Annotated in this window: 18 protein-coding genes and 2 pseudogenes; 14 read left to right on the top strand and 6 right to left on the bottom strand. The window is 71.9% G+C overall.

Going from position 1 to position 24,694, the window contains the following annotated elements; all coding sequences use genetic code 11:
- The first annotated feature begins 37 nt into the window (after window positions 1–37).
- From BIV25_RS43945 to BIV25_RS43935, 3 genes are all read left to right on the top strand, one after another.
- Window positions 38–694, top strand: a complete 657-nt coding sequence (locus tag BIV25_RS43945; RefSeq protein WP_071378202.1) for a helix-turn-helix transcriptional regulator — start codon at window positions 38–40, stop codon at window positions 692–694.
- 317 nt (window positions 695–1,011) lie between these two features.
- On the top strand, window positions 1,012–1,200 hold the full coding sequence (locus BIV25_RS54855) for a hypothetical protein (protein ID WP_371273146.1): 189 nt from the start codon (window positions 1,012–1,014) through the stop codon (window positions 1,198–1,200).
- A gap of 175 nt (window positions 1,201–1,375) precedes the next feature.
- Window positions 1,376–1,603, top strand: coding sequence for a hypothetical protein (locus BIV25_RS43935; RefSeq protein WP_071378201.1), 228 nt, complete (start codon window positions 1,376–1,378; stop codon window positions 1,601–1,603).
- Window positions 1,604–1,694: 91 nt separating this feature from the next.
- On the opposite strand, the gene BIV25_RS43930 is transcribed toward BIV25_RS43935, so the two are convergent.
- The gene (locus BIV25_RS43930) at window positions 1,695–2,375 is read right to left on the bottom strand and encodes a 4'-phosphopantetheinyl transferase (protein WP_071378200.1); all 681 of its coding nucleotides are present in this window, start codon (window positions 2,373–2,375) and stop codon (window positions 1,695–1,697) included.
- Window positions 2,323–3,228: a metallophosphoesterase gene (locus BIV25_RS43925; RefSeq protein ID WP_071378199.1), complete on the bottom strand. Its 906-nt coding sequence runs from the start codon at window positions 3,226–3,228 to the stop codon at window positions 2,323–2,325. Before BIV25_RS43925 ends, BIV25_RS43930 begins: the two co-directional genes overlap by 53 nt.
- Before the next feature lie 273 nt (window positions 3,229–3,501).
- Between BIV25_RS43925 and BIV25_RS43920 the strand changes: the two genes are divergently transcribed.
- Complete coding sequence (locus tag BIV25_RS43920; protein WP_071378198.1) at window positions 3,502–4,629, top strand: ATP-grasp domain-containing protein; 1,128 nt, start codon at window positions 3,502–3,504, stop codon at window positions 4,627–4,629.
- Between the two features lie 82 nt (window positions 4,630–4,711).
- Here BIV25_RS43920 and BIV25_RS43915 read toward each other — a convergent pair whose 3' ends face one another.
- The 3 genes from BIV25_RS43915 to BIV25_RS43905 are packed head-to-tail and all read right to left on the bottom strand — an operon-like array spanning window position 4,712 to window position 9,921.
- Window positions 4,712–7,756: a glycoside hydrolase family 38 C-terminal domain-containing protein gene (locus BIV25_RS43915; protein WP_071378197.1), complete on the bottom strand. Its 3,045-nt coding sequence runs from the start codon at window positions 7,754–7,756 to the stop codon at window positions 4,712–4,714.
- 57 nt (window positions 7,757–7,813) lie between these two features.
- Window positions 7,814–9,151, bottom strand: a complete 1,338-nt coding sequence (locus BIV25_RS43910) for a 6-phospho-beta-glucosidase (protein ID WP_071378196.1) — start codon at window positions 9,149–9,151, stop codon at window positions 7,814–7,816.
- Complete coding sequence (locus tag BIV25_RS43905; protein WP_071378195.1) at window positions 9,148–9,921, bottom strand: DeoR/GlpR family DNA-binding transcription regulator; 774 nt, start codon at window positions 9,919–9,921, stop codon at window positions 9,148–9,150. Before BIV25_RS43905 ends, BIV25_RS43910 begins: the two co-directional genes overlap by 4 nt.
- A gap of 176 nt (window positions 9,922–10,097) precedes the next feature.
- Between BIV25_RS43905 and BIV25_RS43900 the strand changes: the two are divergent.
- From BIV25_RS43900 to BIV25_RS43875, 6 genes and pseudogenes are all read left to right on the top strand, one after another.
- A pseudogene (locus BIV25_RS43900) lies at window positions 10,098–11,117 on the top strand (PfkB family carbohydrate kinase); the annotation flags it as partial.
- Between the two features lie 101 nt (window positions 11,118–11,218).
- Window positions 11,219–11,761 (top strand): annotated as a pseudogene (locus tag BIV25_RS43895) (carbohydrate ABC transporter permease); the annotation flags it as partial.
- Window positions 11,762–11,877: 116 nt separating this feature from the next.
- A complete protein-coding gene (locus BIV25_RS43890; protein WP_143076813.1) occupies window positions 11,878–12,402 on the top strand; it encodes a DUF4981 domain-containing protein in 525 nt (174 codons plus the stop codon).
- 73 nt (window positions 12,403–12,475) lie between these two features.
- Window positions 12,476–14,302: a LamG-like jellyroll fold domain-containing protein gene (locus BIV25_RS43885; RefSeq protein ID WP_071378218.1), complete on the top strand. Its 1,827-nt coding sequence runs from the start codon at window positions 12,476–12,478 to the stop codon at window positions 14,300–14,302.
- A 269-nt stretch (window positions 14,303–14,571) separates the two neighbouring features.
- A complete protein-coding gene (locus BIV25_RS43880) occupies window positions 14,572–15,774 on the top strand; it encodes an IS110 family transposase (RefSeq protein ID WP_071378193.1) in 1,203 nt (400 codons plus the stop codon).
- 537 nt (window positions 15,775–16,311) lie between these two features.
- Window positions 16,312–17,718, top strand: coding sequence for a glycoside hydrolase family 16 protein (locus tag BIV25_RS43875; protein WP_071378192.1), 1,407 nt, complete (start codon window positions 16,312–16,314; stop codon window positions 17,716–17,718).
- Window positions 17,719–17,793: 75 nt separating this feature from the next.
- On the opposite strand, the gene BIV25_RS43870 is transcribed toward BIV25_RS43875, so the two are convergent.
- On the bottom strand, window positions 17,794–18,717 hold the full coding sequence (locus BIV25_RS43870; protein WP_071378191.1) for an AraC family transcriptional regulator: 924 nt from the start codon (window positions 18,715–18,717) through the stop codon (window positions 17,794–17,796).
- Between the two features lie 146 nt (window positions 18,718–18,863).
- Between BIV25_RS43870 and tkt the strand changes: the two genes are divergently transcribed.
- Genes tkt through opcA form a run of 4 tightly spaced genes read left to right on the top strand, consistent with a single transcriptional unit; the run spans window position 18,864 to window position 24,694 of the window.
- Window positions 18,864–20,939, top strand: coding sequence for a transketolase (gene tkt, locus BIV25_RS43865; RefSeq protein ID WP_071378190.1), 2,076 nt, complete (start codon window positions 18,864–18,866; stop codon window positions 20,937–20,939).
- A gap of 40 nt (window positions 20,940–20,979) precedes the next feature.
- Window positions 20,980–22,125, top strand: coding sequence for a transaldolase (tal, locus tag BIV25_RS43860; RefSeq protein ID WP_071378189.1), 1,146 nt, complete (start codon window positions 20,980–20,982; stop codon window positions 22,123–22,125).
- The gene (gene zwf, locus BIV25_RS43855) at window positions 22,122–23,771 is read left to right on the top strand and encodes a glucose-6-phosphate dehydrogenase (RefSeq protein ID WP_256257184.1); all 1,650 of its coding nucleotides are present in this window, start codon (window positions 22,122–22,124) and stop codon (window positions 23,769–23,771) included. The genes tal and zwf overlap by 4 nt, the downstream gene beginning before the upstream one ends.
- Entirely contained in the window at window positions 23,768–24,694 is a 927-nt protein-coding gene (opcA, locus tag BIV25_RS43850) for a glucose-6-phosphate dehydrogenase assembly protein OpcA (protein ID WP_071378188.1), read from the top strand. The genes zwf and opcA overlap by 4 nt, the downstream gene beginning before the upstream one ends.

Raw genomic sequence — 24,694 nt, 5'->3', positions numbered from 1 at the left:
GCATCGGAAACCCTCGAGAGACGTAGGAGTTCTGTCGGTGACGGATGGCTACGAGGATCCGGGCGCCACGGCGACCGCCCAGCTGCCGGCCGTCGTCGCCCGCGTCACCGCGCTCGCCGACCGACTCGGTGTGCCGCACTGCGAGGTCTTCTGCGTCGGACGGCTCTCCGTGGCCTGCGGCGTCCCCGAGCCGGTGGTCAAGGCCCTGCTCAGCGGGCGCCCCGCGGGCGAACCTGATGTCCAGGCACGCTTCTTGCAGCGCCTGGGCCTGCTGCGCCGCACCCGGCTGAAGCCGGGCGGCCGCAAGTACACCCAGCAGGAGATAGCCGACGGTGCGGGCATGTCCCGGCAGCAGGCCGGTGCCCTCATCAACGGCGACCGGCGGCCCACCATGGAGCACTGCGACGCGCTCCAGCGCTTCTTCCGGGTGCACGCCGGCTTCCTGACCGCCGAGGACCCCGAGGCACTGGCGGGCGCGCTGCAACGCACCGAGCAGGAACTGCTGACGAAGCTCGCCGACCGGGAGCGGGCCGCCGCCTCGGCCGCCGAGGACCCGCTGGAGCGGCTGCTCCAGGACCACGGGGTGCGCGGAATCGCCTGGCGGGCGGCGCAGTTGCCGACGGACCAGCACCGGGACAAGGTCGCGGAGTGGCTGGACATGCTCCTGGAGAGCGTCAAACGGCCCGAGTCGTGAACCTGGGCAGGACCGTGGGCACCGGCAGGGACATGCGCCGGATGTGCGGCGAACTGGTGGGCGGGCCGGCGCTGCCGTGCCGGCGCCGCCACGGTAGCCGTACCGCGCGCCGCGCGAGGAGATGAACCTGCGCCGCGGCCGCCCGGTCCGCCTCCGTACGTCGTCGCGGAGGAACGCACCTTCCCCGCACGCCAGTCGGTGGTCCTCGGGCACGAGCTGTGGCACACGCGGGCGCACCACCGCGGGCACCATGTCGGCAAGGTCGGGCTGGTCACCCGGCTGGGCCACGACACCGACCAGGCGCGCTCCGGGCCGCGGTGCGGCGGGTCGCGGCGCGCACCCGCTTCGAACACGCCGAGGAGCGGCAGGCCGAGACCTTCGGGCTCCTCCTGGCCCGCAAGTGCCGTACCCGGCCGACCGGTTCGGCGCTGCGCGGTCCGGTGCGGCGCGGCGACGTGGCGGGCCGGATCGAGGCGAGCCCGTGCTACCCCGGTTCGCAGGGCTGACACCGCCGCGCCCGGCCCAACGGGGCGCCGCGCGCCGGGGCCGTGGGGTCCGGACTGCGCCGAGCGGGCGATCCGGGGTGCGGCCGGAGGGCGTTGTCAGTGGTGGGCGGCAAGCTGGTGGTGTGCGCCCGCCGCGGGGCGCACACCGCGACGCCTACCCGGGGAGAGCCGACCGATGCCCACCGCCGTACTGACCGACCGTGAACGCACCGCCGTACAGGCCTACCTGCGGCTGCTGCACACCGTCCGCGCCGCCTTCGACGGCCCGCCGGACGGCGGCCGGCCCGCCTTTGTGCCGCCCGCCGTGCTGGCCGAGGCGGAGCAGGCCCTGGCCCGGGCGGGCCTCGCGGGCAACGAGGAGGACTTCTTCCGCCTGCTGCGCGACTGGTGCCCGCCCGCATGAGCGCGCGCCGGGCCGTACGGGCACCGCCACCCGGGCGTCACGCATGCGTACGACGCACGGGTCAGTGCGACGTCACGCGTGCAGTGCGACGTCACGCGTGCGGTACGACCACGGAGGTGGCCACGAACCCGTCCCGTACGGCCCACCGTCCGTCGAAGGCCTGGAGCCTGCGGCCGTCGACCTGGGGTCCGGGGACGAGGAGTTCGGCGTGCAGGGTGCCGCGGTCGGCGCCGTCCGGGTCCGGGTGCAGGACGATGTCGGCCTCGGAGAAGTCGAGCCACTTGCGGGTGAGGGGGAACCACGCCTTGTAGACGGACTCCTTGGCGCTGAACAGGATCCGGTCCCAGTGCACGCCGGGCCGCCGCGCGGCGAGCAGGGCGAGACGTCCGGACTCGGCCGGCAGGAAGACAGACTCGGCGACGCCCTCGGGCAGCGGCCCGTGTGGTTCGGCGTCGATGCCGACGGAGGCCAGGTCGCCGTCGCGGGCGAGCACGGCGGCGCAGTAGCCGTCGCAGTGGGTCATGCTGCCGATCAGGCCGGCCGGCCAGACGGGGGCACCCCGCTCGCCGCTGACGACGGGCTGTGCGGGCACGCCGAGCTTCTCCATGGCGCGCCGGGCGCACCCGCGGACGGCGGCGAACTCACGGCGGCGCTTGGTCACCGCCCGCTGGACGAGCGCCTCCTCCTCGGGATGGAGGGGGGCGTCCCACAGCGGGTCGTCACTGCGTGCCTCCACGACCACGACCGACTCCGGGAGCAGCTCCTCGAACACCGGTTTCGCCCTCCATCGGCAGGATACGACGCAGCCTGCCCGGGGTCTCCGAACGCTTGCGCCACTCACGGGGATAGCCCACGGAGACCTCCACGAAGCGGACTCCGTCGTGCCAGGTCGTGCGGGGGATGTGCAGATGACCGTAGACCATGGTCGCGATCGGGAACCGGCGGTGCCAGTCGGCGGTCAGCGTGGTGCCGCACCACATGGCGAACTCTGGGTGCCACAGGACCTCGGTGGGGTGCCGGTGCAGCGGGTAGTGGTTGGCCGGGACGACGGGCAGGCCGTCGGGGAGCGCGGCGAGCCTGCGCTCGGTCTCGGCGACCCGGGCCCGGCACCAGGCGTCCCGGGTCGGATACGGGTCGGGGTGCAGCAGGTACTCGTCGTTGCAGACGATGCCGGTGCTCTCCGCGTAGGCGAGGCCCTCGGCCTTGGTGGCGCAGCCGGCCGGCAGGAAGGAGTAGTCGTACCCGAGGAACAGCGGGGCGACGGCGACCGGGCCGCCCGGCCCCTCCCACACCGGGTAGGGGTCCTCGGGGCTGACCACGCCCAGTTCGCGGCACATCGCGACCAGGTGCTCGTAACGGGCGACGCCGCGCAGGGTGACGGTGTCCTTCGGGTGGGTCCACAGGTCGTGGTTGCCCGGCGCCCACAGCACCTTGCGGAAGCGGCCGGCGAGCGTGCCGAGGGCCCAGCGGATGTCGTCCACGGTCTCGGCGACGTCACCGGCGACGATCAGCCAGTCGTCGTCGCTCGTGGGCCGCATGCCCTCGAGCAGGGCGCGGTTCTCCGGATAGGTGATGTGCAGGTCGCTGATGGCCAGCAGCTGTCCGGCCCCGGCCGTCGGCTCCACCCCGTGCCCCTTTCCGATCATCGTCCGTCCCGACCACAAGAACACATTCCCGGATCCCGGACAAGGGGGTCACGGGCCCGGCTGGGGGACTCTAGGGGGTTCGGGAATCCGTAACCCCGGCGTTGCACGACCGGGCACTTGAAAGCCGTATGATCGCCCCAACACCGTCGCCCCAACGTCCCCCCTTCACAGGGGCTGTTCGGTGTCCCTTCCTTCCTTCTGCCCGGGCACGGGCCGCTCCGCCCTGCCCGGAAACCCCGAAAGGCGGCCTGCATGCTCTCTCGCGTACGCGTCTGGCTCAACCGCACGTACGCGGAGAACGTCTTCTTCATGGAACAGCTGCGGAGAAATCCCAGTGACCGGGCCGTGGAGATCCATGCGACGCACGGGGACCCCGACTCCCCCGTGCTGGCCGCCGCCGACACCGCCGACCTCGAACCGGAGGGCCTGTCCCCGGCCGCCTACGTCGAGTACGCCCTCGACCAGTGCGCCCGGCGCGGCGTCGACGTCTTCGTGCCCCGGCTGCACCAGGCGGCGATCGTCGCGCACCGCGCCGACTTCGCGGCGGCGGGCACCGCGCTGCTGGCGCCGACCCCGGAGGCGGTGGCCGTGTTCGAGGACAAGGCGACCGCGTACGAGGCCGTCCGCTCGGTGGGCGTCCCCGTGCCGCCGTGGTGGCGGGTGCGTACGGCCGACGAACTCCTCGCCGCGGTCGAGGAGTTGGAGTCGGCCGGGCACAAGGCGTGCTTCAAGCCGGCCGCCGGTGCGGGCGGGGTCGGCTTCCGGGTGATCACCCGTGCCCCGTTCTCGCTGGCCCATCTCGCGGGCTTCCCCGGCCCGTACGTACAGCTGGACCTGGTCCTCGAAGCACTGCGGCGGGCGCCGGAGCCGGTGGACTGGCTGGTGATGCCGCGGCTGGAGCAGCCCGAGGTGTCCGTCGACGTCCTCACCGGGACGGACAACCGGGTGCGGCTCGCGGTGGGCCGCACGAAGAACGGCCGCCGGCGCGGCTTCACCCTCGACGAACGCTGGCTGGCCCCGGCCCGGCTGATCGCGGAGGGCTTCGGGCTGCACCACCTGTCCAACGTCCAGTTCCGCATGTACGGCGACGAGCCGGTACTGCTGGACGTCAACACGCGGCCGGCCGGGGGCCTGCACCAGCTGTCCCTGTGCGGGGTGAACGCCCCGTGGGCCGCCGTGCGGTTGGCCCTCGGCGAGGACCCGGGCGTGCTCGAACCGCCGTTCCTCGGGCAGGACTACACGGTGGTGTCGGGGCCCCGCCCGCTGCTGCCCACGGCGTTCCCACGGCAGAGGCAGGCGTCGGAGGAGGCCGGGGTCGTGCTGCCGGTGGCGCCGATGTCCGTGCAGACGGCTTCGGCGGCGGAGGCGCTGCCGCTGTAGGCCGCATGCCGACGGCACGTTGCCGGTACGTGCTCGCGCGGTTTCCCGCGCCCCTGCCGGGGCGCGGGGGTGCACCGGTGTGTCAACGCGCCACTGCCAGTCGCAGTGTCCGCACCTCGAACGGCCGCAGCTGCACCGGTACGGCGTTCCCGTCGGTCCCGGCCGGTTCGAGCGGGCGTTCCAGCAGGTCGGTGATCTCGGCTCCGGCCAGCGGGAACCCGGTGCGCAGGACGCCGTTCGCGCGGCCGCCCCGGGACTCGTAGAGCCGGACCACCACGTCCCCGGAGCCGTCGTCGGCGAGCTTGACCGCCTCGACGGTCACGCCCTCTCCCTCGGCGCGGACGACGGGCTCGGGCTCGCCCGCCGAATCGGCCACGCGCAGCGGGAGGTTGAGGGCGTAGCCCTCGGCGACCGCGTCCTCGATGCTCGCGCCGGGCAGCAGCGCATAGGTGAAGCGGTGACTGCCCTGGTCGGCCTCGGGGTCGGGGACGCGCGGGGCGCGCACCAGGCTGAGGCCGACCGTGGTCGTCGTGCCGCCGTCCTCGCGGACCGTGCGGGTGACGTCGTGGCCGTAGGTGGAGTCGTTGACGATCGCGACGCCGTAGCCGGGCTCGGCGATGTGCACCCAGCGGTGGCCGGACACCTCGAACCGGGCCGCCTCCCAGGTGGTGTTGGTGTGGGTGGGCCGCTGGACATGGCCGAACTGGATCTCGGCGCTGGAGTGCGCGGCGCGCACGTCGAGGGGGAAGCCCGCCTTGAGGATCTTCTCCGTCTCATGCCAGTCGATGTCCGTCTCGATGTCGATCCGGGCGCTGCCGGCGCGGACGGTGAGCGTCTGGGTGATGCGGGAGCCCTTGCCGAAGGAGCGGACCACGCGGATCGCGCCGACGAGGGGGGTCTCCTCGGCCACGGTGACCGAGTCGGGCTCCAGCAGGTCGGTGTAGCGGTTGCGGTAGTGCTTGTCGATGTCCCAGGCGTCCCAGTAGTTGGGGAGGTCGGTGTGCAGGCGGAGGAGGTTGCCGGGGCCGGCGAGGACTTCACGGCCGGATCGTAGATCGTATACAGAAGACAGTGTTCCGTCTTCAGTCACCTGTACACGGACGATCCCATTCTGCATACACCGCCCGCTCACCGTCACCGGCTGCGGCGGCTCGGCCGGGACCAGGGGCGCGGAGCCGTTCGCGGGCACCTGTACGTACACCGGCGCGCCCTCGGGTGTTCGGACCACCTCGGCGCGGTCGCGGGGGCTCGTGTTGAAGACGCGCGGCGCACCGGTGCCCAGGGCGGTGATCGCCTCACCGGTGAGCGCCGTCAGTTCCTGTGCCACCCGGGCGTACTCGGCCTCGGCCTCGCGGTGCACCCAGGCGATGGAGGAGCCGGGCAGGATGTCGTGGAACTGGTGCAGCAGGACCGTCTTCCACAACCGGTCCAGTTTGCCGTACGGGTAGGCGTACTCCGGTGCGTGCAGGGCGGCCGTGGTGGCCCACAACTCGGCCTCGCGCAGCAGGTGTTCACTGCGGCGGTTGCCCTGCTTGGTGCGGGCCTGGGTGGTGTAGGTGGCGCGGTGCAGCTCCAGGTACAGCTCGCCGACCCAGACCGGCGCGTCCGGGTACTCGGCGCGGGCCTTGGCGAAGAAGGCGTCCGGGTGCTCGATCTCGACCTTCGCCGAGCCCTCCAGGTCCTTCAGGCGGCGGGCGCGTTCCATGATCTCCCGGGTGGGTCCGCCGCCGCCGTCGCCCCAGCCGAAGGGGGCGAGGGAGCGGGCGGCGCCGCCCTTCTCGGCGTAGTTGCGCACGGCCCGGGACATCTCCTCGCCGCTGAAGCGGGCGTTGTAGGTGTCGATGGGCGGGAAGTGGGTGAAGATCCGGGTGCCGTCGATGCCCTCCCACCAGAAGGTGTGGTGGGGGAAGGTGTTGGTCTGGTTCCAGGAGATCTTCTGGGTGAGGAACCAGTCGTTGCCGGCGAGCTTGGCCAGCTGCGGGTAGGCGGCGGTGTAGCCGAAGGAGTCCGGCAGCCAGACGCCCTTGGTCTCGATACCGAAGTGGTCCATGAAGAACCGTTTGCCGTGCACGAGTTGGCGGGCGAGGGCCTCGCCGCCGGGCAGGTTGCCGTCGGCCTCCACCCACATGCCGCCGACCGGCGCCCACTGGCCCTTGGCGACGGACTTCTTGATCCGCTCCCACACGTGGGGGTAGTTGTCCCGGACCCATTCGTACTGCTGGGCCTGGGAGCAGGCGAAGACGAACTCCCCGTACTCGTCGGCGAGCGCGGTGACGTTGGAGAAGGTGCGGGACGTCTTGCGCTTGGTCTCGCGGATCGGCCACAGCCAGGCGGAGTCGATGTGCGCGTGGCCGACGCCGGACAGGATGTGCGCGCTGGCGTGGGCGGGTTTGGCGAGCGCGGGCTTCAGGGCTTCGCGTACGGCGGTCGCGGAGCCTGCGACGTCGTCCAGGTCGAGCAGGTCCATGGCCCGGTCGAGGGCGTGGGTGATCTCGTGCCGGCGCGGGTCGTGCTCGCCCAGTTCCCGCATCAGTTCGCGCAGCACCTGGAGGTCGAGGTCGAGGTGCCAGACCTCCTCGTCGAGAACGGCGAGGTCGGCGCGGCGGAATGTATACAGTGGACGGTCGCCTGCCGTCCGTACATCGCCGAGCGGGGTGGGCGCGGTGAACTCGTTCGCGAGGATGTCCGGGTTGGAGGCGGCCTCCACCAGGTACTCGACGGCTTCCCCGCCGGCGGCCGGGCGGGCGACCGGCACGTACTGGTTGAGCGGGTTGACCGCCTTCAGCGGGGTGCCGTCGGTCCGGTGGACGAGCGCCTCGGCCTGGTTGCCGGGCCAGTCGCCGACGAAGCCGAGGTCGATGACGGACTCGACCCGTCGGCCGGCCCAGTCGGCGGGCACCTCGCCCCGCATCCGGAACCAGGTCGTGCCCCAGGGCGGGCCCCACGGAGTGCCCATGGCGAACGGCGTGTACGGGGCGGCCGCGGCCTCCGCGAAGGGGACCGGTTCCCCGGGCGCCTGCCAGGCCGCCACCTCGAAGGGGACGCGGGCCGCGTAGACGGCGGGCTTGATGCGCTGGTCGTGGAGGCGGGCGACGCGTTCCTCGATGCGACGGCGTTCGTCGTGCATGGCGGTCTCCAGGAGGGAGAGGCGAGCAAGGGGACTGAAAGCGCTTACTAAGTCTGCTCACTTAAGGTACGCGAGGCCAGGATGGACCTCGGTGTAGCCCTCGACCAGTCTGCGGGCGACGGTGACCGAGTCGACCAGCGGATGCAGCGCGAAGGCCTTCACGGCGGTGTGCCGGGAGCCGGACTCGGCCGCGGCGAGCACCTCGCGCTCGACGGCCTTGACCGAGCAGACCAGTCCGGTGGCGTGGCCGGGCAGCGGGGTGACCGCGACGGGGCGGGCGCCGCTCGCGTCGACCATGCAGGGGACCTCGATGACGGCGTCGCCGTCGAGCGCCGAGAGGGTGGTGCCGTTGCGCACGTTGAGGATCAGCGTGGTGCGCTCGTCGCGGGCGATGGCCCGCATCAGGGCGAGGGCGACCTTCTCGTACCCGCCGGACAGGTCGTCGGCCTCGCGCTCCCCCGCGCCGGCGCTCTCCCGGTTCTCGGCCATGTACGTGGCCTCGCGCTCGGCCCGGGTGCGGTCCCACGCCGTCAGCGCGGAGGTGTCCGGGCGCAGGGCGTCGTCGTAGAAACGGGCCTGCTGGTCACGCAGGAAGGCACCCCGGGTGCGCTCGGCCTGCTGGTAGGCGTGTACGGCTTCCCGGTTGAAGTAGTAGTAGTGCAGGTACTCGTTGGGGATCGCGCCGAGCGACTGGAGCCAGTCAGTGCCGAAGAGCCTGCCCTCCTCGAAGGAGCCGAGCAGCGCGGGGTCGGCGAGCAGGCGCGGGAGTTCGTCGCGTCCGGCGACGCGCAGACCGCGCACCCAGCCGAGGTGGTTGAGGCCGACGTAGTCGACGAAGGCCCGCTTCGGGTCGGCCCCGAGGGCGCGGGCGATGCGGCGGCCGAGGCCGACGGGCGAGTCGCAGATGCCGATGACACGGTCGCCGAGGTGGCGGGACATGGCCTCGGTGACCAGGCCGGCCGGGTTGGTGAAGTTGATGACCCAGGCGTCGGGGGCGAGGCGGGCCACGCGGCGGGCGATGTCGACGGCGACGGGGACGGTGCGCAGGCCGTAGGCGATGCCGCCCGCGCCGACGGTCTCCTGGCCGAGGACGCCCTCGGCGAGCGCGACCCTCTCGTCGTTCGCCCGGCCCTCCAGCCCGCCGACGCGGATCGCGGAGAAGACGAAGCCGGCGCCGGTGAGCGCCTCGTCGAGGTCGGTGGTGGTGCTCACCCGGGGCGCGTCGGGGATCCCGGCGGCCTGTTCATCCAATACGCGGGATACTGCATACAGCCGACGGTCGTCCAGGTCATGGAGGACGACCTCGGTGACCCGCCCTTCGGCGTGGTCGGCCAGCAGTGCACCGTATACGAGCGGCACGCGGAATCCGCCGCCGCCCAGAATCGTCAGTTTCACGTCTGCACCCTTCCCCGGTCGTCCGCCACGACCACCTCGACTCCGGCTTCCCGCAGGACGGACCGGGTGGCCGGGTCCACCGGCGCGTCCGTCACCACCACGTCCAGGTCCTCGGGACCGCACACCTTCGCCATGCCCGTGCCCGGGAACTTGGCGGCGTCAGCGAGCAGGACGACCTTGTCGCTCGCCGCGATCATGGCCCGCTTGACCGGCACCTCGACCACGGTCGTGTCCATCACCTGCCCGCCGGGCCGGATCCCGCTGGTGCCGAGGAAGAGCCAGTCGGCGTGCAGCTGGCGGAGGTTGTCCTCGGTGAGGAAGCCGACGAGAGAGCGGTACTCGCGGCGGACCATGCCGCCGAGCAGCACCAGCGCGATGTCCTCGTCGTCGGCCAGCTCCTCGTAGACCACGAGGTTGCTGGTGATGACGGTCAGGCGGCGGCCGTGCAGGTGCCGGGCGAGCCGGTAGGCGGTGGTGCCGATGTCGAGCAGGACCGACTGGCCGTCGGTGATCATCGCCGCCGCGCGGGCCGCGATGGCGTCCTTCTCGTCGACGCGCACCTCGGCGACCTCGGCGAAGGGCTGGTCGCCCTCCTCGACGACCGCGCCGCCGTGGACGCGGGTGAGCAGGCCGTCCTCCTCCAGTCTGACCAGGTCACGGCGGACGGTGGCCGGGCTGACGCCGAGCTGCTCGGACAGCTCGGCGACGGAGGCCGGGCCGCCGGAGCGCAGGACGCTCAGGATGCGTTGATGTCGTCGTTCTGCCAGCACGGCATGAACAGTACTCGTCATCTCCGCTCAGTCCCATGCTCAGTTTTACTTGACTATTGACCAACTCGGCTCGGGGAGCGCACGATTCCGTGCACCGACCTGAAGTGTTCTGAAGCGTTCCGACGACCGACAGGGTTCCGCCGATCCGACGCCGCCGAGAGGACGTCTTCGTGTCAGTGGACGACGAGCGGCCCGACGTGCTGCTGACCGGGCTGCTCTTCTACGACCTCGTCCTCACCGGGCTGCCGGGGCCGCCGGTGCCCGGCGAGGAGACCTGGACCTCCGGCATGGGCTGCGGCCCCGGCGGCATCGCCAACCTGGCCGTCGCCGCCGCCCGGTTCGGCCTGCACACCTCGCTGGCCACGGTGTTCGGCGACGACTTCTACGGCGCCTGGTGCCAGGAGGTACTGGCGGGACAGGAGGGCGTCGGCCTCGCGCCGTCGCGCACGGCACCCGGCTGGCCGACCCCGGTCACCGTCGCCCTCGCCCTGCCCGGGGCACCCGGCGCCGACCGCGCGCTGATCACCCACGGCGAGGAACCGCCGTACTCCCAGGACGAGTTGCCGGGCGACCCGCCCGCCGCGCGCACCGCGCTGGTCCATCTGGAGGCCGAGGCACCCGCCTGGCTCGGCAAGGCCGCCGCGAACGGCACCCGCGTCTTCGCCGACGTCGGCTGGGACCCGGCCCGCCGGTGGTCCCGGGACGTGCTCGACCAGCTCGCGCTGTGCCACGCCTTCCTGCCCAACGAGGCGGAGGCGACGGCCTGCACCCGCACCGGCACCGCCGTGGCCGCGCTCGGCGCGCTCGCGGAGCTGGTGCCGGTCGCCGTGGTGACGCGCGGCGACCGGGGCGCGGTCGCCGTCGACCAGACGACCGGCGAGTGCGCCGAGGTCCCGGCCCTCGACATCGATGTCGTGGACGCGTCCGGCGCCGGCGACGTCTTCGGCGCGAGCTTCGTGGCCGCCTCGCTCGGCGGCTGGCCGCTGGCCGAGCGGCTGCGGTTCGCCGTCCTCGCCGCCGGTCCGTCGGTGGCCCGGCACGGCGGGGCGCTCGCGGCCCCCGGCTGGTACGGCGTCGACCGCTGGTGGCGGGCGCGGAGCGACCCCGAACTGCGGCGCGCCTACGGCCTCCTCGCCGACCGCCTGCCCGCCGACCCGGGCCCGCCGCCCTGCCCGGCCCCGGTCACCCCGCCGGCGCGGCCCGCACCCGCGGCCTCGCCGGTGCGCGCCGCCCCCGCCCCCGCCCCGCGCCGGACCGGCCCGCACCGACGGCTTCGCCCGACCCGCACTCCGACTCCGCGCTGGCCGCGTTCGTCTTCGCCAAGTTCGCCTTTCCCGGCAGACGGCCGCCGTTCGCGCTGCTCATGCTGATCTTCATGGTGCCGGCGCAGCTGGCTGCCGTCCCACAGTTCGTGATCATGGCGAAGCTCGGCTGGATCGGCTCGATGACCTCGCTGATCGTGCCGGCGTCGGCCAACGCCTTCGGTATCCTCTGGATGCGCCCGTACATGCGGCGCGCGATCCCCGACGAGCTCCTGGACGCCTCCCGCATCGACGGCGCGCGCTTCCTGCGCCAGTACTGGCACGTGGTCCGGCCCGGGCTGGCCTTCCTCGGCATCTTCACCTTCATGAGCCAGTGGAACGACTACGCCTGGCCCCTGACCGACCCCGACAACGTCACCCTCCCGGTCGCCCTCTCCCGGCTGAACGGCACCCACGGCACCACCGACTACGGCATGGTGATGACCGGTGCCCTGCTCGCCCTGGTCCCGCTGCTGATCGTGTTCGCGATCGGCGCCCGGCAGATCATCGGGGACCTCGCCAAGGGGGCCGTCCGGTGAGCGAACCCGGTCGGGGGCCGGTGAGGAATCACTTTCCGTCATCGGTTACCGAGTCCACCCCGGCTCTTCAGGGTGGCTTCATCCGCCGGTCCCGGGGCCACGGAATGGTGCAGCGCGTGAGCGACGGAAGACCGGCCGGGCGCATGGACAGCGGGCCGTACGAGCACCGGGAGCGCGGGGCCGCGGTCCGCATCCGGTGCCACCGGCACGAGGGAATCGTCCTCGCCAACGACCACCACGTCCCCGGTCTCGGCCGGCTGGCGGCGACCTGGGAGCTGGTGCGGGCCGACGGCAGGATCCTGGCCGCCCCGGCCGAACTGCCCGATCTGCGGCCGGGCGAGACGGCGGCGGTGCCTCTGCCGTTCGGGCTGCCACGGGACGGCGGCGCCGCCTGGCTGACCCTGCGGGTGCTGACGGCGACGGACGAGCCGGGGGCGCCGTGCGGTACGGAGCTGTGCGCGCCCCGGATCCCGCTGCCGGCCACGGCCGACGCCGGCGCCGCGACCACCGCCGGCCCCGCCTGGTTTCCCGAACGCGCCGCGCTCGCCGGGCACACCGAGGCCGGGAGTGTCGTCAGGCCGCCGTCCCGCCCGGCACCGGCCGTGAACCGCCGCCGCGGCCGCCCCCTGCGCGCCCTCTGACCTCCACCGCTCCGCGTTTCCCAGCGACCTCCATTGACTTCCAGTGATCTTCAGCGACCTTTACGGAGCACACGTGTGTACGTCGCATGACCCCGTCCGGGGCGAGGCCGCGCAGGCCGGTGCCGGGCGACGCAGTTTCCTCAGGGCCACCGCGCTGCTGGGCGCCGCCGCCACGGCCGGGGTCGCGGTGCCGGCCGTGGCCGAGGCGGCGGAGAAGGCCGGCCGGGGCCCCGATCCGGAGAGCCGTCGCTTCACGCTCGCGGTGATGCCCGACACCCAGTACCTGTTCGACGGGCCGAGCATCGACGCGGCGCCGGTCGAGGCGTCGCTGCGCTACCTGTCGCAGCACGGGAAGGACGAGAACATCGTCTTCCTGTCCCACCTCGGCGACCTCACCCAGAACGGCGCCGAGGCCGAATTCGCCGCGATCGGCAGGGCGTTCGGGATCCTCGACCGCAGGGGCGTCGGCTACAGCGTGCTGGCCGGCAACCACGACGTGAAGTCCTCGACGGACGACCAGCGCGGCCCGACGCCGTACCTGGAGACCTTCGGTCCGCGGCGCTTCCGGGGCAAGCCGACCTTCGGCGGGGCCTCTTCGGACGGCTACAACACCTACCACCTCTTCCGCGCGGCCGGGCGGGAGTGGCTGGTGCTCGCACTGGACTGGCGGCTGTCGGACCAGGGGTACGCGTGGGCGAAGGACTTCCTCGCCCGGCACCCGAGGACCCCCGTCGTCCTGACCACGCACGAACTCGCCGCCGGGGACGAGCAGTTGTCGGACTACGGGCAGCAGCTGTGGGACCGGCTCATCGCGGACCACGACCAGATCTTCCTCACCCTGAACGGCCACTACTGGCCGGCCGGGCGGGCGGTCCGTACGAACGCGACGGGCAACGCGGTGCACCTGCACCTCACGAACTACCAGAACCGTTACTTCGGCGGCGCGGCGATGATCCGGCTGTACCGCTTCGACCTGGACCGGAACGTCATCGACGTCGAAACCGTCTCCCCGTGGATCCTCGGCCGGGCCGCCGAGGGCCTGAACGCGCTGGAGCGGCAGGAACTGGAGCTGAGCGGCGACGCGGACCGCTTCTCGGTGGACATCGACTTCGCGGCCCGCTTCGCCGGCTTCGCCCCGGTGCCGGCCCGCCCCGCGCGGCCCGCGTCGACGATGCTGATCCCGGGCACGGCCGCGTACTGGCGCTTCGAGTCGGCGGTCTCCGGCACCGTGCGCGACCTGTCCGGCCGGGGCAACGACCTCACCGTGGTCCCCGTGGGCGGCGGCACGCTCGGCTGGTCGGCGGACCACCACCCCGACCAGCCGGGCCACGGCAGCCTGGAGTTCCAGGGGTACAAGTCCCCGCTGAAGGGCGCGTATCTGCGCACGGTGGACGGTGCGCCGCTCAACTCGGCCACTTTCGGCAACGGTTACACCATCGAGGCCTTCTACCGCCTCCCGGCCGACTGGGACCCAGCCCATCACGCCTGGTCGGGCATCGTCGGCCGGACCGGCACGGGTGGCGCGGCCGGCAAGACCGGCGACGACCCCGACGAGCCGCTGGCCACCCTCTCGCTGTCGGACGACCGTGAGCCGCAGTGGGCGATGCGGCCGCTCGACCAGGAGGGCATCGCCACCAACTGGGGGCAGGAGACGCCGCTGGAGACCTGGCGGCACCTCGCGGTCGTCAACGACGGCACCCGCACCACCCTCTACGTGGAAGGCTGCCCGGTCGTCCGCAACCCGAAGGCCCCGGCCGTCGGGATCACCTCCGTCGGACTGCCGTGGCTGCTCGGCGGCTACGAGTACGCGGGAAAGATCGACCAGATCCTGCACGGCCGCCTCGGTGACGTACGGATCGTCTCCCGGGCGCTGCCCGTCACCGCCTTCATGACCCACTGACTCCCCCGTTATGTTTTCCGCGGTCCTGCAAGAGGACTGCTGGCCTCCGGGCCCGGCATGGCTGGTCCCCCCTGTCGAACCGATGACCTGGGGGGTGGTGCCACCGGGCCCGAGAGGCGCCGTTGGAGACGCTGATGAGAGGTCCGACTACCGCCTGGCCCGGCGCAATGCCCGGCCGCTTGCGGGCGGCAGGTCTGCATAACGTGGATGCGCACATACGACGCCAACGCCCTGGCCAGCACCGCACGAACCCCGTTCGGGAGGATGGGTTGGACGACATCGACGACGTGGGCGTCTTCCTCGGCCTGGACGTCGGCAAGAGCGCCCATCACGGGCACGGACTCACCCCGGCCGGCAAGAAAGTCTTCGACAAGCAGCTGCCCAACAGCGAGCCGAAACTGCGGGCCGTCTTCGACAAACTGGCCACGAAGTTCGGCACCGTGCTGGTCATCGTCGACCAGCCGGCCTCCATCGGAGCCCTGCCCCTGACCGTCGCCCGGTCCACCGGCTGCAAGGTCGCCTACCTGCCCGGCCTCTCCATGCGACGGATCGCCGATCTCTACCCGGGCGAGGCGAAGACCGACGCGAAGGACGCCGCGGTGATCGCGGACGCCGCACGGACCATGCCGCATACCCTGCGCTCGTTGGAACTGACCGACGAGATCACCGCGGAACTGACCGTGCTGGTCGGCTTCGACCAGGACCTGGCAGCCGAGGCCACCCGCACCTCGAACCGGATACGCGGCCTGCTCACCCAGTTCCACCCCAGCCTGGAACGCGTCCTCGGACCGCGCCTGGACCACCCCGCCGTGACCTGGCTGCTTGAACGCTACGGATCCCCGGCCGCCCTGCGAAAAGCCGGTCGCCGCAGACTCGTCGAGGTGATCCGGCCCAAGGCTCCGCGCATGGCGGCCCGGCTGATCGACGAGGTCTTCGACGCGCTCGACGAGCAGACCGTCGTGGTCCCGGGCACCGGCACCCTCGACGTCGTGATCCCGTCGCTGGCCCGTTCGCTCGCGGCCGTCCACGAACAGCGACGAGCCCTGGAAGCGCAGATCGGACAGCTGCTGGAGGCTCACCCTCTTTCCGCGGTCCTGACCTCGCTTCCGGGGGTCGCGGTCAGGACCGCCGCCACCTTGCTGGTCACCGTCGGCGACGGCACCAGCTTCCCCACCGCCGCTCACCTGGCCTCCTACGCGGGCCTGGCCCCGACGACCAAGTCGTCCGGGACCTCGATCCATGGAGAACATGCGCCCAGAGGCGGCAACCGGCAGCTCAAGCGGGCGATGTTCCTGTCCGCGTTCGCTGCACTGCACGATCCCGCCTCCCGCACCTACTACGACCGATGCCGGGCCCGCGGGAAGACCCACACCCAGGCACTTCTCCGCCTGGCCCGCCAGCGGATCAACGTGCTGTTCGCAATGCTCCGCGACGGCACCTTCTACGAACCCCGAACCCCACGCCTCGCTTGACGAAAGACATAGAGGCACCCCCCCGCACCGAGGATCACCAGCCCGAGCAGCAGCTCCCCGTCCGGGCCGACCCGGCGGTCTCCCCCGCCGGCCTCGACGCCCAGGGCATGTCCCGACGCCGAAGCCGGCCGGCACCTCGGCGGTGCCGGCCTCACCCTCGTCGCGCACGCCGACCCGGCCGTCCGGGAGGAGTACTGCGCGGGGCCGCCGGCCTCGTTCACCCCGTAGTACACGCTCACCGACCCTGCAGGGCTGCGGCGCACGCTCGCCGAAGTGCGCGGCCCGGGCGGGGAGGTGGTCGCGGCGGTGTCGGTGGTGGTGCCGACGCGGTCTGAGCGGGTACGGGTGGCTTCACCCCGTGAACTCCCCCGCGAATCAAGCACTTTCCTTGTTTCAAGGCTTGACGGCCGCAGGGACGGGGAGCACATTGGCGGCACCCTGAGAGCGCTCTCAGACGACCGGCCACGGAAGCGCTCTCCCACCTCGTGCACCCCGCGACTCCCGTACCCCGCACCCCCGTACACCCGAGAGGCCCCCATGAACGCACCCTCCGGCATACCCAGACCCCGGCCGCCGCGGCACCGCCCCCTGCGCCGCGCGCTCGTCGCCGTCGTCGCGACGCTCGGTCTGTCCGCGGCGCTCGCCACGGCCGCCACCGCACCCGCGAACGCCTCCGCGCCCGCGCCCCCGTCCGGCTGGTCCCAGGTCTTCCTGGACGACTTCGACGGGGCGGCCGGCTCCGGCGTGAACACCTCGAACTGGCAGTACGACACCGGGACTTCGTACCCGGGCGGCGCCGCGAACTGGGGCACCGGCGAGGTCGAGTCGATGACGTCGAGCACGAACAACGTGGCGCTCGACGGCAACGGCGACCTGCTCATCACACCGCGCCGCGACGCCTCCGGCAACTGGACCTCGGGCCGGATCGAGACCACCCGCACCGACTTCCAGCCCCCGGCCGGCGGCAAGCTGCGCGTGGAGGCCCGGATCCAGATGCCGAACGTGACCGGGGACGCGGCCGCCGGCTACTGGCCCGCCTTCTGGATGCTGGGCGCGCCGTACCGCGGCAACTACCAGAACTGGCCGGGCGTCGGCGAGCTGGACGTCATGGAGAACGTCAACGGCCTGAACAAGACCTGGGCCACCATGCACTGCGGCACCAGCCCCGGCGGCCCCTGCAACGAGACCACCGGCCTCGGCAACTCCACGGCCTGCCCGAACACCACGTGCCAGTCCGGCTTCCACACCTACACGATGGAGTGGGACCGCTCGGTGAGCCCGGAGGCGATCCGCTTCTTCGTCGACGGCGTCAACTACCAGACGGTCACGGCGAATCAGGTGGACGCGACGACCTGGGCCAACGCGACGAACCACGGCTTCTTCGTCATCCTGAACGTGGCCATGGGCGGCGGCTTCCCCGCGGCGTTCGGCGGCGGCCCGACCGGCGCCACCGACCCGGGACACCCGATGGTCGTGGACTACGTCCAGGTGCTCCAGTCCGGCGGCAGCGGCGGCACTCCCCCGCCGGGCAACCGCGACGCCTACAGCCCGATCCAGGCCGAGTCCTACGACGGCCAGTCCGGCATCGGCACCGAGACCACCACGGACACCGGCGGCGGGCAGGACATCGGCTACATCGCGAACGGCGACTGGGTGTCGTACAAGGGCGTGGACTTCGGCTCCACGGCGGCCACGCAGTTCTACGCCCGGGTGGCGAGCGGGGCCGCGTCCGGGGTGAGCGGTCTGGTCCAGGTGCGGCTGGACAGCCCCACCAGCGCCCCGATCGGCAGCTTCGCGGTGGGCAACACCGGCGGCTGGCAGTCCTGGCGGACGGTCCCGGCCAACATCAGCACGGTGACCGGCACCCACGACGTCTACCTGACCTTCTCCAGCGGCCAGCCGGCCGACTTCGTGAACGTGAACTGGTTCGACTTCGGGCACTGACGCCGGCCGCAGACGGGAAGAGGGTGGCTCCACGCGCGTGCGTGGCTCCACCCTCTTCCCGTCTGTGCACGCCTCTCAGCGCAGCTCCGCCCTGAATCCCACCGGTGTCCGGCCGGTGTGCAGCTGGAAGAACTTGGAGAAGTTCGCCGCGTCGGGGAAGCCGACGGCCGCGCCGACGCGGCCGATCGGCAGGTCGGTGTGCGCGAGGAGGCGTTTGGCCTCCAGGATCACGCGTTTGTCGATGAAGCCCTTCGGGGTCTCGCCGGTGGCGGCGCGCACGGCGCGCACGAGGGTGCGGCGGGAGTAACCGAGGGCGTCGGCGTAGGCGCTGACGCTGTGGTTGGCGGCGAAGCCCTGCTCGACGGCGTCCCGGAACCGGGTGAACGTGCTGTCCGTCTGTTGCCGGGAGACCTCGGCGGAACTGGCCGCGAGGTGGGCGAGGCGCAGCAGGAACGCGGTGAGGGAATGCCGGAGGACGGCGGTGTGCAGGCTGAGCGGGAGGGTGGCGGTGTCCTCGTACTCACGGCGGAGCTGGTCGAGTGCGGCCTGCAGAGCGGTGAGCCGGTCGGGGTCGGGGTGGAGCAGGGGCGGGAGGTCGTAGCGGTACAGGCCGGTGGCCTCGACGGTGGCGCGGGGCAGGAAGCCGGGCTGCATGGTGAGGACGGTTCCGTGGTAGGCGCTCTCGCGGGAGAAGCGGTGGACCTGTCCCGGGCGGATCCACAGCAGGTCGCCCGCCGAGGCCTCGTACTCGGCGAAGTCGATCATGTGGCGTACGGGGCCCTCGGTGAAGAGCATGACGACGTGGAAGTCGATGCGGTGGACGCGCTCCAGCGGGGCGTCGGCGTGCCAGGTGCGGCCGGTGCCCATGGGGCCGACCTGCATGCCGACCCGGCCGACGGCCAGCTCGGTCGGGAAGGGGAAGGTCCTGATCCCGCCGGCGTCTGCGTCGCCGTCACCGTCCGTGGCACTCCTGTCAGCTTGTGGCGTTCTGTCAGCCATGTCCTGTTCGCGCCGTCCCTGCTCCGTGATCGCTGTCCCAGATTCACCACAGACTGACACACCCCGACCTTCCTTCTAAAAAGTCAGACTTTTAAGTTTGAACGCGTCCGGCCAGCCATTCCGCACTGAACGAGGATTTCTTGAAGATGAGCGCGCAGACTTCCGACGGCTTCGAGTGGACCGACCTGGACCGGCGCGCCGTCGACACGGCCCGTCTGCTGGCGGCCGACGCGGTACAGAAGGTCGGCAACGGGCACCCGGGCACGGCGATGAGCCTGGCGCCTGCCGCATACACGATCTTTCAGAAGGTGATGCGTCATGACCCTGCCGACCCTGAGTGGGCCGGTCGTGACCGCTTCGTCCTCTCCCCCGGTCACACCTCGCTGACCCTCTACACGCAGCTGTTCCTCGCCGGGTACGAGCTGGAGCTGGACGACCTGAAGGCCTTCCGCACCCAGGGGTCCAAGACGCCCGGCCACCCGGAGTACGGCCACACCGCCGGCGTCGAGACCACCACCGGCCCGCTCGGCCAGGGCGTCGCCAACGCCGTCGGCATGGCCATGGCCGCCCGCTACGAGCGCGGCCTGTTCGACCCGCAGGCCCCGCGGGGCACCTCCCCCTTCGACCACACCGTCTGGGCGATCGTCTCCGACGGCGACCTGGAGGAGGGCGTCTCCGCCGAGGCCTCCTCGCTGGCCGGCCACCAGAAGCTCGGCAACCTGGTCTTCGTCTACGACGACAACCACATCTCCATCGAGGGCGACACCGCCACCGCCTTCTCCGAGGACGTACTGAAGCGGTACGAGGCCTACGGCTGGCACACCCAGCGCATCGAGCCGACCGCCGAGGGCGACGTCGACCCGGAGGCCCTGTACCGGGCGCTGAAGGCGGCGCAGGCCGAGACCGGACGGCCGTCGATCATCGCGATGCGCACGGTCATCGCCTGGCCCGCCCCGAACGCGCGGGGCACCGAGGCCTCCCACGGCTCCGCGCTCGGTGCGGACGAGATCGCGGCCACCAAGCGGCTTCTCGGCTTCGACCCCGAGCAGGCCTTCCAGGTCGACGACGAGGTCCTCACGCACGCCCGCCGGGCCCTGGACCGGGGCGCGGAGGCACACGCCGCCTGGGACAAGCGGATCGCCGAGTGGGCCGGCGCCCAGCCGGAGCGGGCCGCGCTGTTCGAGCGGGTCGGCAAGGGCGAGCTGCCCGCCGGCTGGCAGGACGCGCTGCCGGTGTTCGAGGAGGGCAGGTCGGTCGCGACCCGGGCCGCCTCCGGCAAGGTCCTCCAGGCGCTCGGCCCGGTGATCCCCGAGCTGTGGGGCGGCTCCGCCGACCTCGCCGGCTCCAACAACACGACGATCGACAAGGCCAGCTCGTTCCTGCCCGAGGGCAACCCGCTGCCCGGGGCCGACCCGTACGGCCGTACCGTCCACTTCGGGATCCGCGAGTTCTCCATGGCCGCGGAGATGAACGGCATCGCCCTGCACGGCAACACCCGGATCTACGGCGGCACCTTCCTGGTGTTCTCCGACTACATGCGCAACGCCGTACGGATGTCGGCGCTGATGCAGCTCCCGGTGACGTACGTCTGGACGCACGACTCCGTGGGCCTCGGCGAGGACGGCCCCACCCACCAGCCGGTCGAGCACCTGGCCTCGCTGCGGGCCGTTCCGGGCCTGAACGTCGTCCGCCCGGCGGACGCCAACGAGACCGCGATCGCCTGGGCCGAGATCCTGAAGAGGCACGCCACCAGCCCCGCCCCGCACGGGCTCGCGCTCACCCGCCAGGGCGTGCCGGTGTACGCGCCGAACGAGGACGCGGCCAAGGGCGGCTATGTGCTGCGCGAGTCCCAGGCAGAGGTCCCGGAGGTGATCATCATCGCGACGGGTTCCGAGGTGCAGCTGGCCGTGGCCGCGCGGGAGACGCTGGAGGCGGAGGGGATCGCCACGCGCGTGGTGTCGATGCCGTCCGTGGAGTGGTTCGAGGAGCAGGACCAGGCGTACAAGGACTCCGTCCTCCCGCCGTCCGTGAAGGCCCGGGTCGCCGTGGAGGCCGGGATCGGTCTGACCTGGTACCGCTACGTCGGCGACGCGGGCCGGATCGTCTCCCTGGAGCACTTCGGCGCCTCGGCCGACGCGAAGACCCTGTTCGCGGAATTCGGCTTCACCCCCGAGAACGTCGCCGCCCAGGCCCGCGCGTCGCTCGCCGCCGCGCGCGCCTGAACCCGACGCGACAAGACAACTCAACCCGAAATCAAGAAAGATGACTGACGTGACCGAAGCAATCGCCACCGCCGGAGCCCTTGAGCGCCTCGCCCACGAGGGGGTCTCCGTCTGGCTGGACGACCTGTCGCGGGGGCGTATCGCCTCGGGCAACCTGGCGGAGCTGATCGAGGACAAGAACGTCGTCGGTGTCACCACCAACCCGTCGATCTTCCAGGCCGCCATCGGCTCCGGTGCGGGGTACGAGGAGCAGCTCACCGATCTCGCCGTGCGCGGGGTGACGGTGGACGAGGCGGTGCGGATGATGACGACCGCCGACGTGCGGGCCGCATCCGATATTCTGCATTCTGTATACACCGCCTCCGAGGGGCGTGACGGCCGCGTCTCCATCGAGGTCGACCCGCGCCTCGCCCACGCGACCGAGGCCACGATCGCCGAGGCCAAGCAGCTCGCCTGGCTGGTGGACCGGCCCAACGTGATGATCAAGATCCCGGCGACGAAGGCGGGCCTGCCGGCGATCACGGAGGTCGTCGGGCTCGGCATCAGCGTGAACGTGACCCTGATCTTCTCGCTGGAGCGCTACCGCGAGGTCATGGCCGCCTACCTGGCCGGCCTGGAGAAGGCCCGCGAGCGCGGTATCGACCTCGCCACGATCCACTCGGTGGCGTCCTTCTTCGTCTCCCGCGTGGACTCCGAGATCGACAAGCGGCTGACCGCGCTCGGCACCGGCGAGGCCCTCGCCCTCAAGGGCCGCGCGGCCCTCGCCAACGCCCGGCTCGCCTACGAGGCGTACGAGGAGGTCTTCGGCTCCGGGCGCTGGCTGGCGCTCGCCGGGGACAAGGCCAACAGGCAGCGTCCGCTGTGGGCGTCCACCGGTGTGAAGGACCCCGCGTACAAGGACACCCTGTACGTGGACGAGCTGGTCGCGCCCGGCACCGTCAACACGATGCCGGAGGCCACGCTGAACGCGGTCGCCGACCATGGCGAGATCACCGGCGACACGGTGACCGGCGGCTATGGCGAGGCCCGTGCCGACCTCGACGCGGTCGAGAAGCTCGGCATCTCCTACGACGAGATCGTCCAGCAGCTGGAGGACGAGGGCGTCGCCAAGTTCGAGGCGGCCTGGCAGGACCTGCTGGACGCCGTAGCGAAGTCCCTGGAGAACAAGGGAGTTGACGCCCGATGACCGAGAACGCGCCCGCCGACGCGGCACCTGCCGCCGCGGCACCCGCGAAGGCGCAGGCACCGGTGAAGTCGCAGGCACGGACGAAGGCGCCGGCGCAGGTGACCGTTCCGCTGGGTCCGGCCGCCGGCTGGGAGAACCCGCTGCGGGACACCCGTGACCGGCGCCTGCCCCGGATCGCCGGTCCGTCCGGTCTGGTCATCTTCGGGGTGACCGGTGACCTGTCCCGCAAAAAGCTGATGCCGGCCGTGTACGACCTGGCCAACCGCGGTCTGCTGCCGCCGGGCTTCTCGCTGGTGGGCTTCGCCCGCCGGGAGTGGGAGGACCAGGACTTCGCGCAGGTCGTGCACGACTCCGTGCGTGAGCACTCCCGCACCCCGTTCCGGGAGGAGGTGTGGCAGCAGCTCGCCGAGGGCATGCGGTTCATCCCCGGCGACTTCGACGACGACACCGCGTTCAAGCAGCTCAAGGACGCCGTCGAGGAACTGGACGCCTCCCGCGGCACCGGCGGCAACTTCGCCTTCTACCTCTCGGTGCCGCCGAAGTTCTTCCCGAAGGTCGTGCAGCAGCTGAAGAAGCACGGCCTGGCCTCCCCGCCCGCGGGTTCCTGGCGGCGCGCGGTCATCGAGAAGCCGTTCGGCCACGACCTCGGCAGCGCCCGCGAGCTGAACGCGCTCGTGCACGACGTGTTCGAGCCGGACCAGGTGTTCCGCATCGACCACTACCTGGGCAAGGAGACCGTCCAGAACATCCTGGCGCTGCGCTTCGCCAACCAGATGTACGAACCGATCTGGAACCGGTCGTACGTCGACCACGTGCAGATCACCATGGCCGAGGACATCGGCATCGGCGGCCGGGCCGGCTACTACGACGGCATCGGCGCCGCCCGTGACGTCATCCAGAACCACCTGCTCCAGCTGATGGCGCTCACCGCCATGGAGGAGCCGATCGCGTTCGACGCGGAGGCGCTGCTCACCGAGAAGCTGAAGGTGCTCAAGTCGGTGCGGCTGCCGGCGGAGCTCGGCGAGCACACCGTGCGCGGGCAGTACGCCGAGGGCTGGCAGGGCGGCGAGAAGGTCGTCGGCTACCTCCAGGAGGACGGCATCGACCCCGCGTCGAAGACCGACACCTTCGCCGCGATCAAGCTGGGCATCGACAACCGCCGCTGGGCGGGCGTGCCGTTCTACCTGCGCACCGGCAAGCGGCTGGGCCGCCGCGTCACCGAGATCGCGGTGGTCTTCAAGCGGGCCCCGCACTCCCCCTTCGACTCCACGGCGACCGAGGAGCTGGGCCAGAACGCGATCGTCATCCGTGTCCAGCCCGACGAGGGCATGACCGTCCGCTTCGGCTCCAAGGTGCCGGGCACCTCGATGGAGATCCGGGACGTGTCGATGGACTTCGCCTACGGCGAGTCGTTCACCGAGTCGAGCCCGGAGGCGTACGAGCGGCTCATCCTGGACGTGCTGCTCGGCGACGCGAATTTGTTCCCCCGTCACCAGGAAGTGGAAGAGTCCTGGAAGATCCTCGACCCGATCGAGGAGTACTGGGCGGCGCACGGCCGTCCGGCGCAGTACGCGTCGGGCAGCTGGGGACCGACGGAAGCCGACGAGATGCTCGCACGAGACGGACGGAGCTGGCGCAGGCCATGAAGATCGACCTGACCGACACCACGGCAAGCAAGATCAACAAGGCGTTGGTGCAGGGCCGCCGCGCCATCGGTACCCCGGCCGTGGGCATGGTCCTGACGATGGTCATCGTCACGGACGAGGAGAACGCCTACGACTCGATCAAGGCCGCCGAGGAAGCCTCGCACGAGCACCCCTCGCGGACCCTGGTCGTCATCAAGCGGCACGTCCGCACCCTGCGCGACCGCACCCACTCCCGGCTCGACGCCGAGGTCCGGGTCGGCTCGGAGGCCGGCGCCGGCGAGACGGTCGTGCTGCGCACCTACGGCGAGGTGTCCGACCACGCCGACTCGGTCGTCCTGCCGCTGCTGCTGCCGGACGCCCCGGTCGTGGTGTGGTGGCCGGTGGAGGCCCCCGACACCCCGTCCCGGGACCCGCTCGGCGCGCTCGCCCAGCGCCGGATCACCGACCTGTACGCGGCGCTCAAGCCGATGGAGGTCCTGGAGACCCGGGCCCGCAACTACGCGCCCGGCGACACCGACCTCGCCTGGACCCGGCTGACGCTGTGGCGCTCGATGCTGGCCGCCGCCCTGGACCAGGCCCGCACGAAGATCACGTCGGCGGCCGTCGAGGCCGAGGCCGACAACCCCAGCGCCGAACTGCTCTCGCGCTGGCTGGAGGCCCGGCTGAAGGTGCAGGTGGACCGCGTGGTCACCGCCGGACCGGTCGTCACCGCCGTGCGCCTCGGCACCGCGAACGGCGAGATCGTCATCGACCGGCCCGAGGGCCCGCTCGCGACGCTGACCCTGCCGGGCCAGCCGCCGCGCACCCTCGCGCTCAAGGTCCGCCCCACCTCCGAACTCATCGCCGAGGAGCTGCGCCGCCTCGACGCCGACGAGATGTACGCCATCGCCCTGAAGGGCGAGGCCGCCAAGGAGAACGCCTGA

This window comes from Streptomyces sp. MUSC 14 (assembly GCF_001866675.1).
Classification (GTDB): domain Bacteria; phylum Actinomycetota; class Actinomycetes; order Streptomycetales; family Streptomycetaceae; genus Streptomyces.
This window is presented reverse-complemented; position numbering and strand designations above follow the sequence as displayed.

Bases quoted from the DNA above. Each gene is read 5' to 3' on its own strand.
- BIV25_RS43935 (WP_071378201.1), top strand. From the start codon at position 1,376: ATGCCCACCGCCGTACTGACCGACCGTGAACGCACCGCCGTACAGGCC.
- BIV25_RS43920 (WP_071378198.1), top strand. From the start codon at position 3,502: ATGCTCTCTCGCGTACGCGTCTGGCTCAACCGCACGTACGCGGAGAAC.
- BIV25_RS43915 (WP_071378197.1), bottom strand. From the start codon at position 7,756: ATGCACGACGAACGCCGTCGCATCGAGGAACGCGTCGCCCGCCTCCAC.
- BIV25_RS43875 (WP_071378192.1), top strand. From the start codon at position 16,312: ATGAACGCACCCTCCGGCATACCCAGACCCCGGCCGCCGCGGCACCGC.
- BIV25_RS43870 (WP_071378191.1), bottom strand. From the start codon at position 18,717: ATGGCTGACAGAACGCCACAAGCTGACAGGAGTGCCACGGACGGTGAC.
- tkt (WP_071378190.1), top strand. From the start codon at position 18,864: ATGAGCGCGCAGACTTCCGACGGCTTCGAGTGGACCGACCTGGACCGG.
- tal (WP_071378189.1), top strand. From the start codon at position 20,980: ATGACTGACGTGACCGAAGCAATCGCCACCGCCGGAGCCCTTGAGCGC.
- zwf (WP_256257184.1), top strand. From the start codon at position 22,122: ATGACCGAGAACGCGCCCGCCGACGCGGCACCTGCCGCCGCGGCACCC.
- opcA (WP_071378188.1), top strand. From the start codon at position 23,768: ATGAAGATCGACCTGACCGACACCACGGCAAGCAAGATCAACAAGGCG.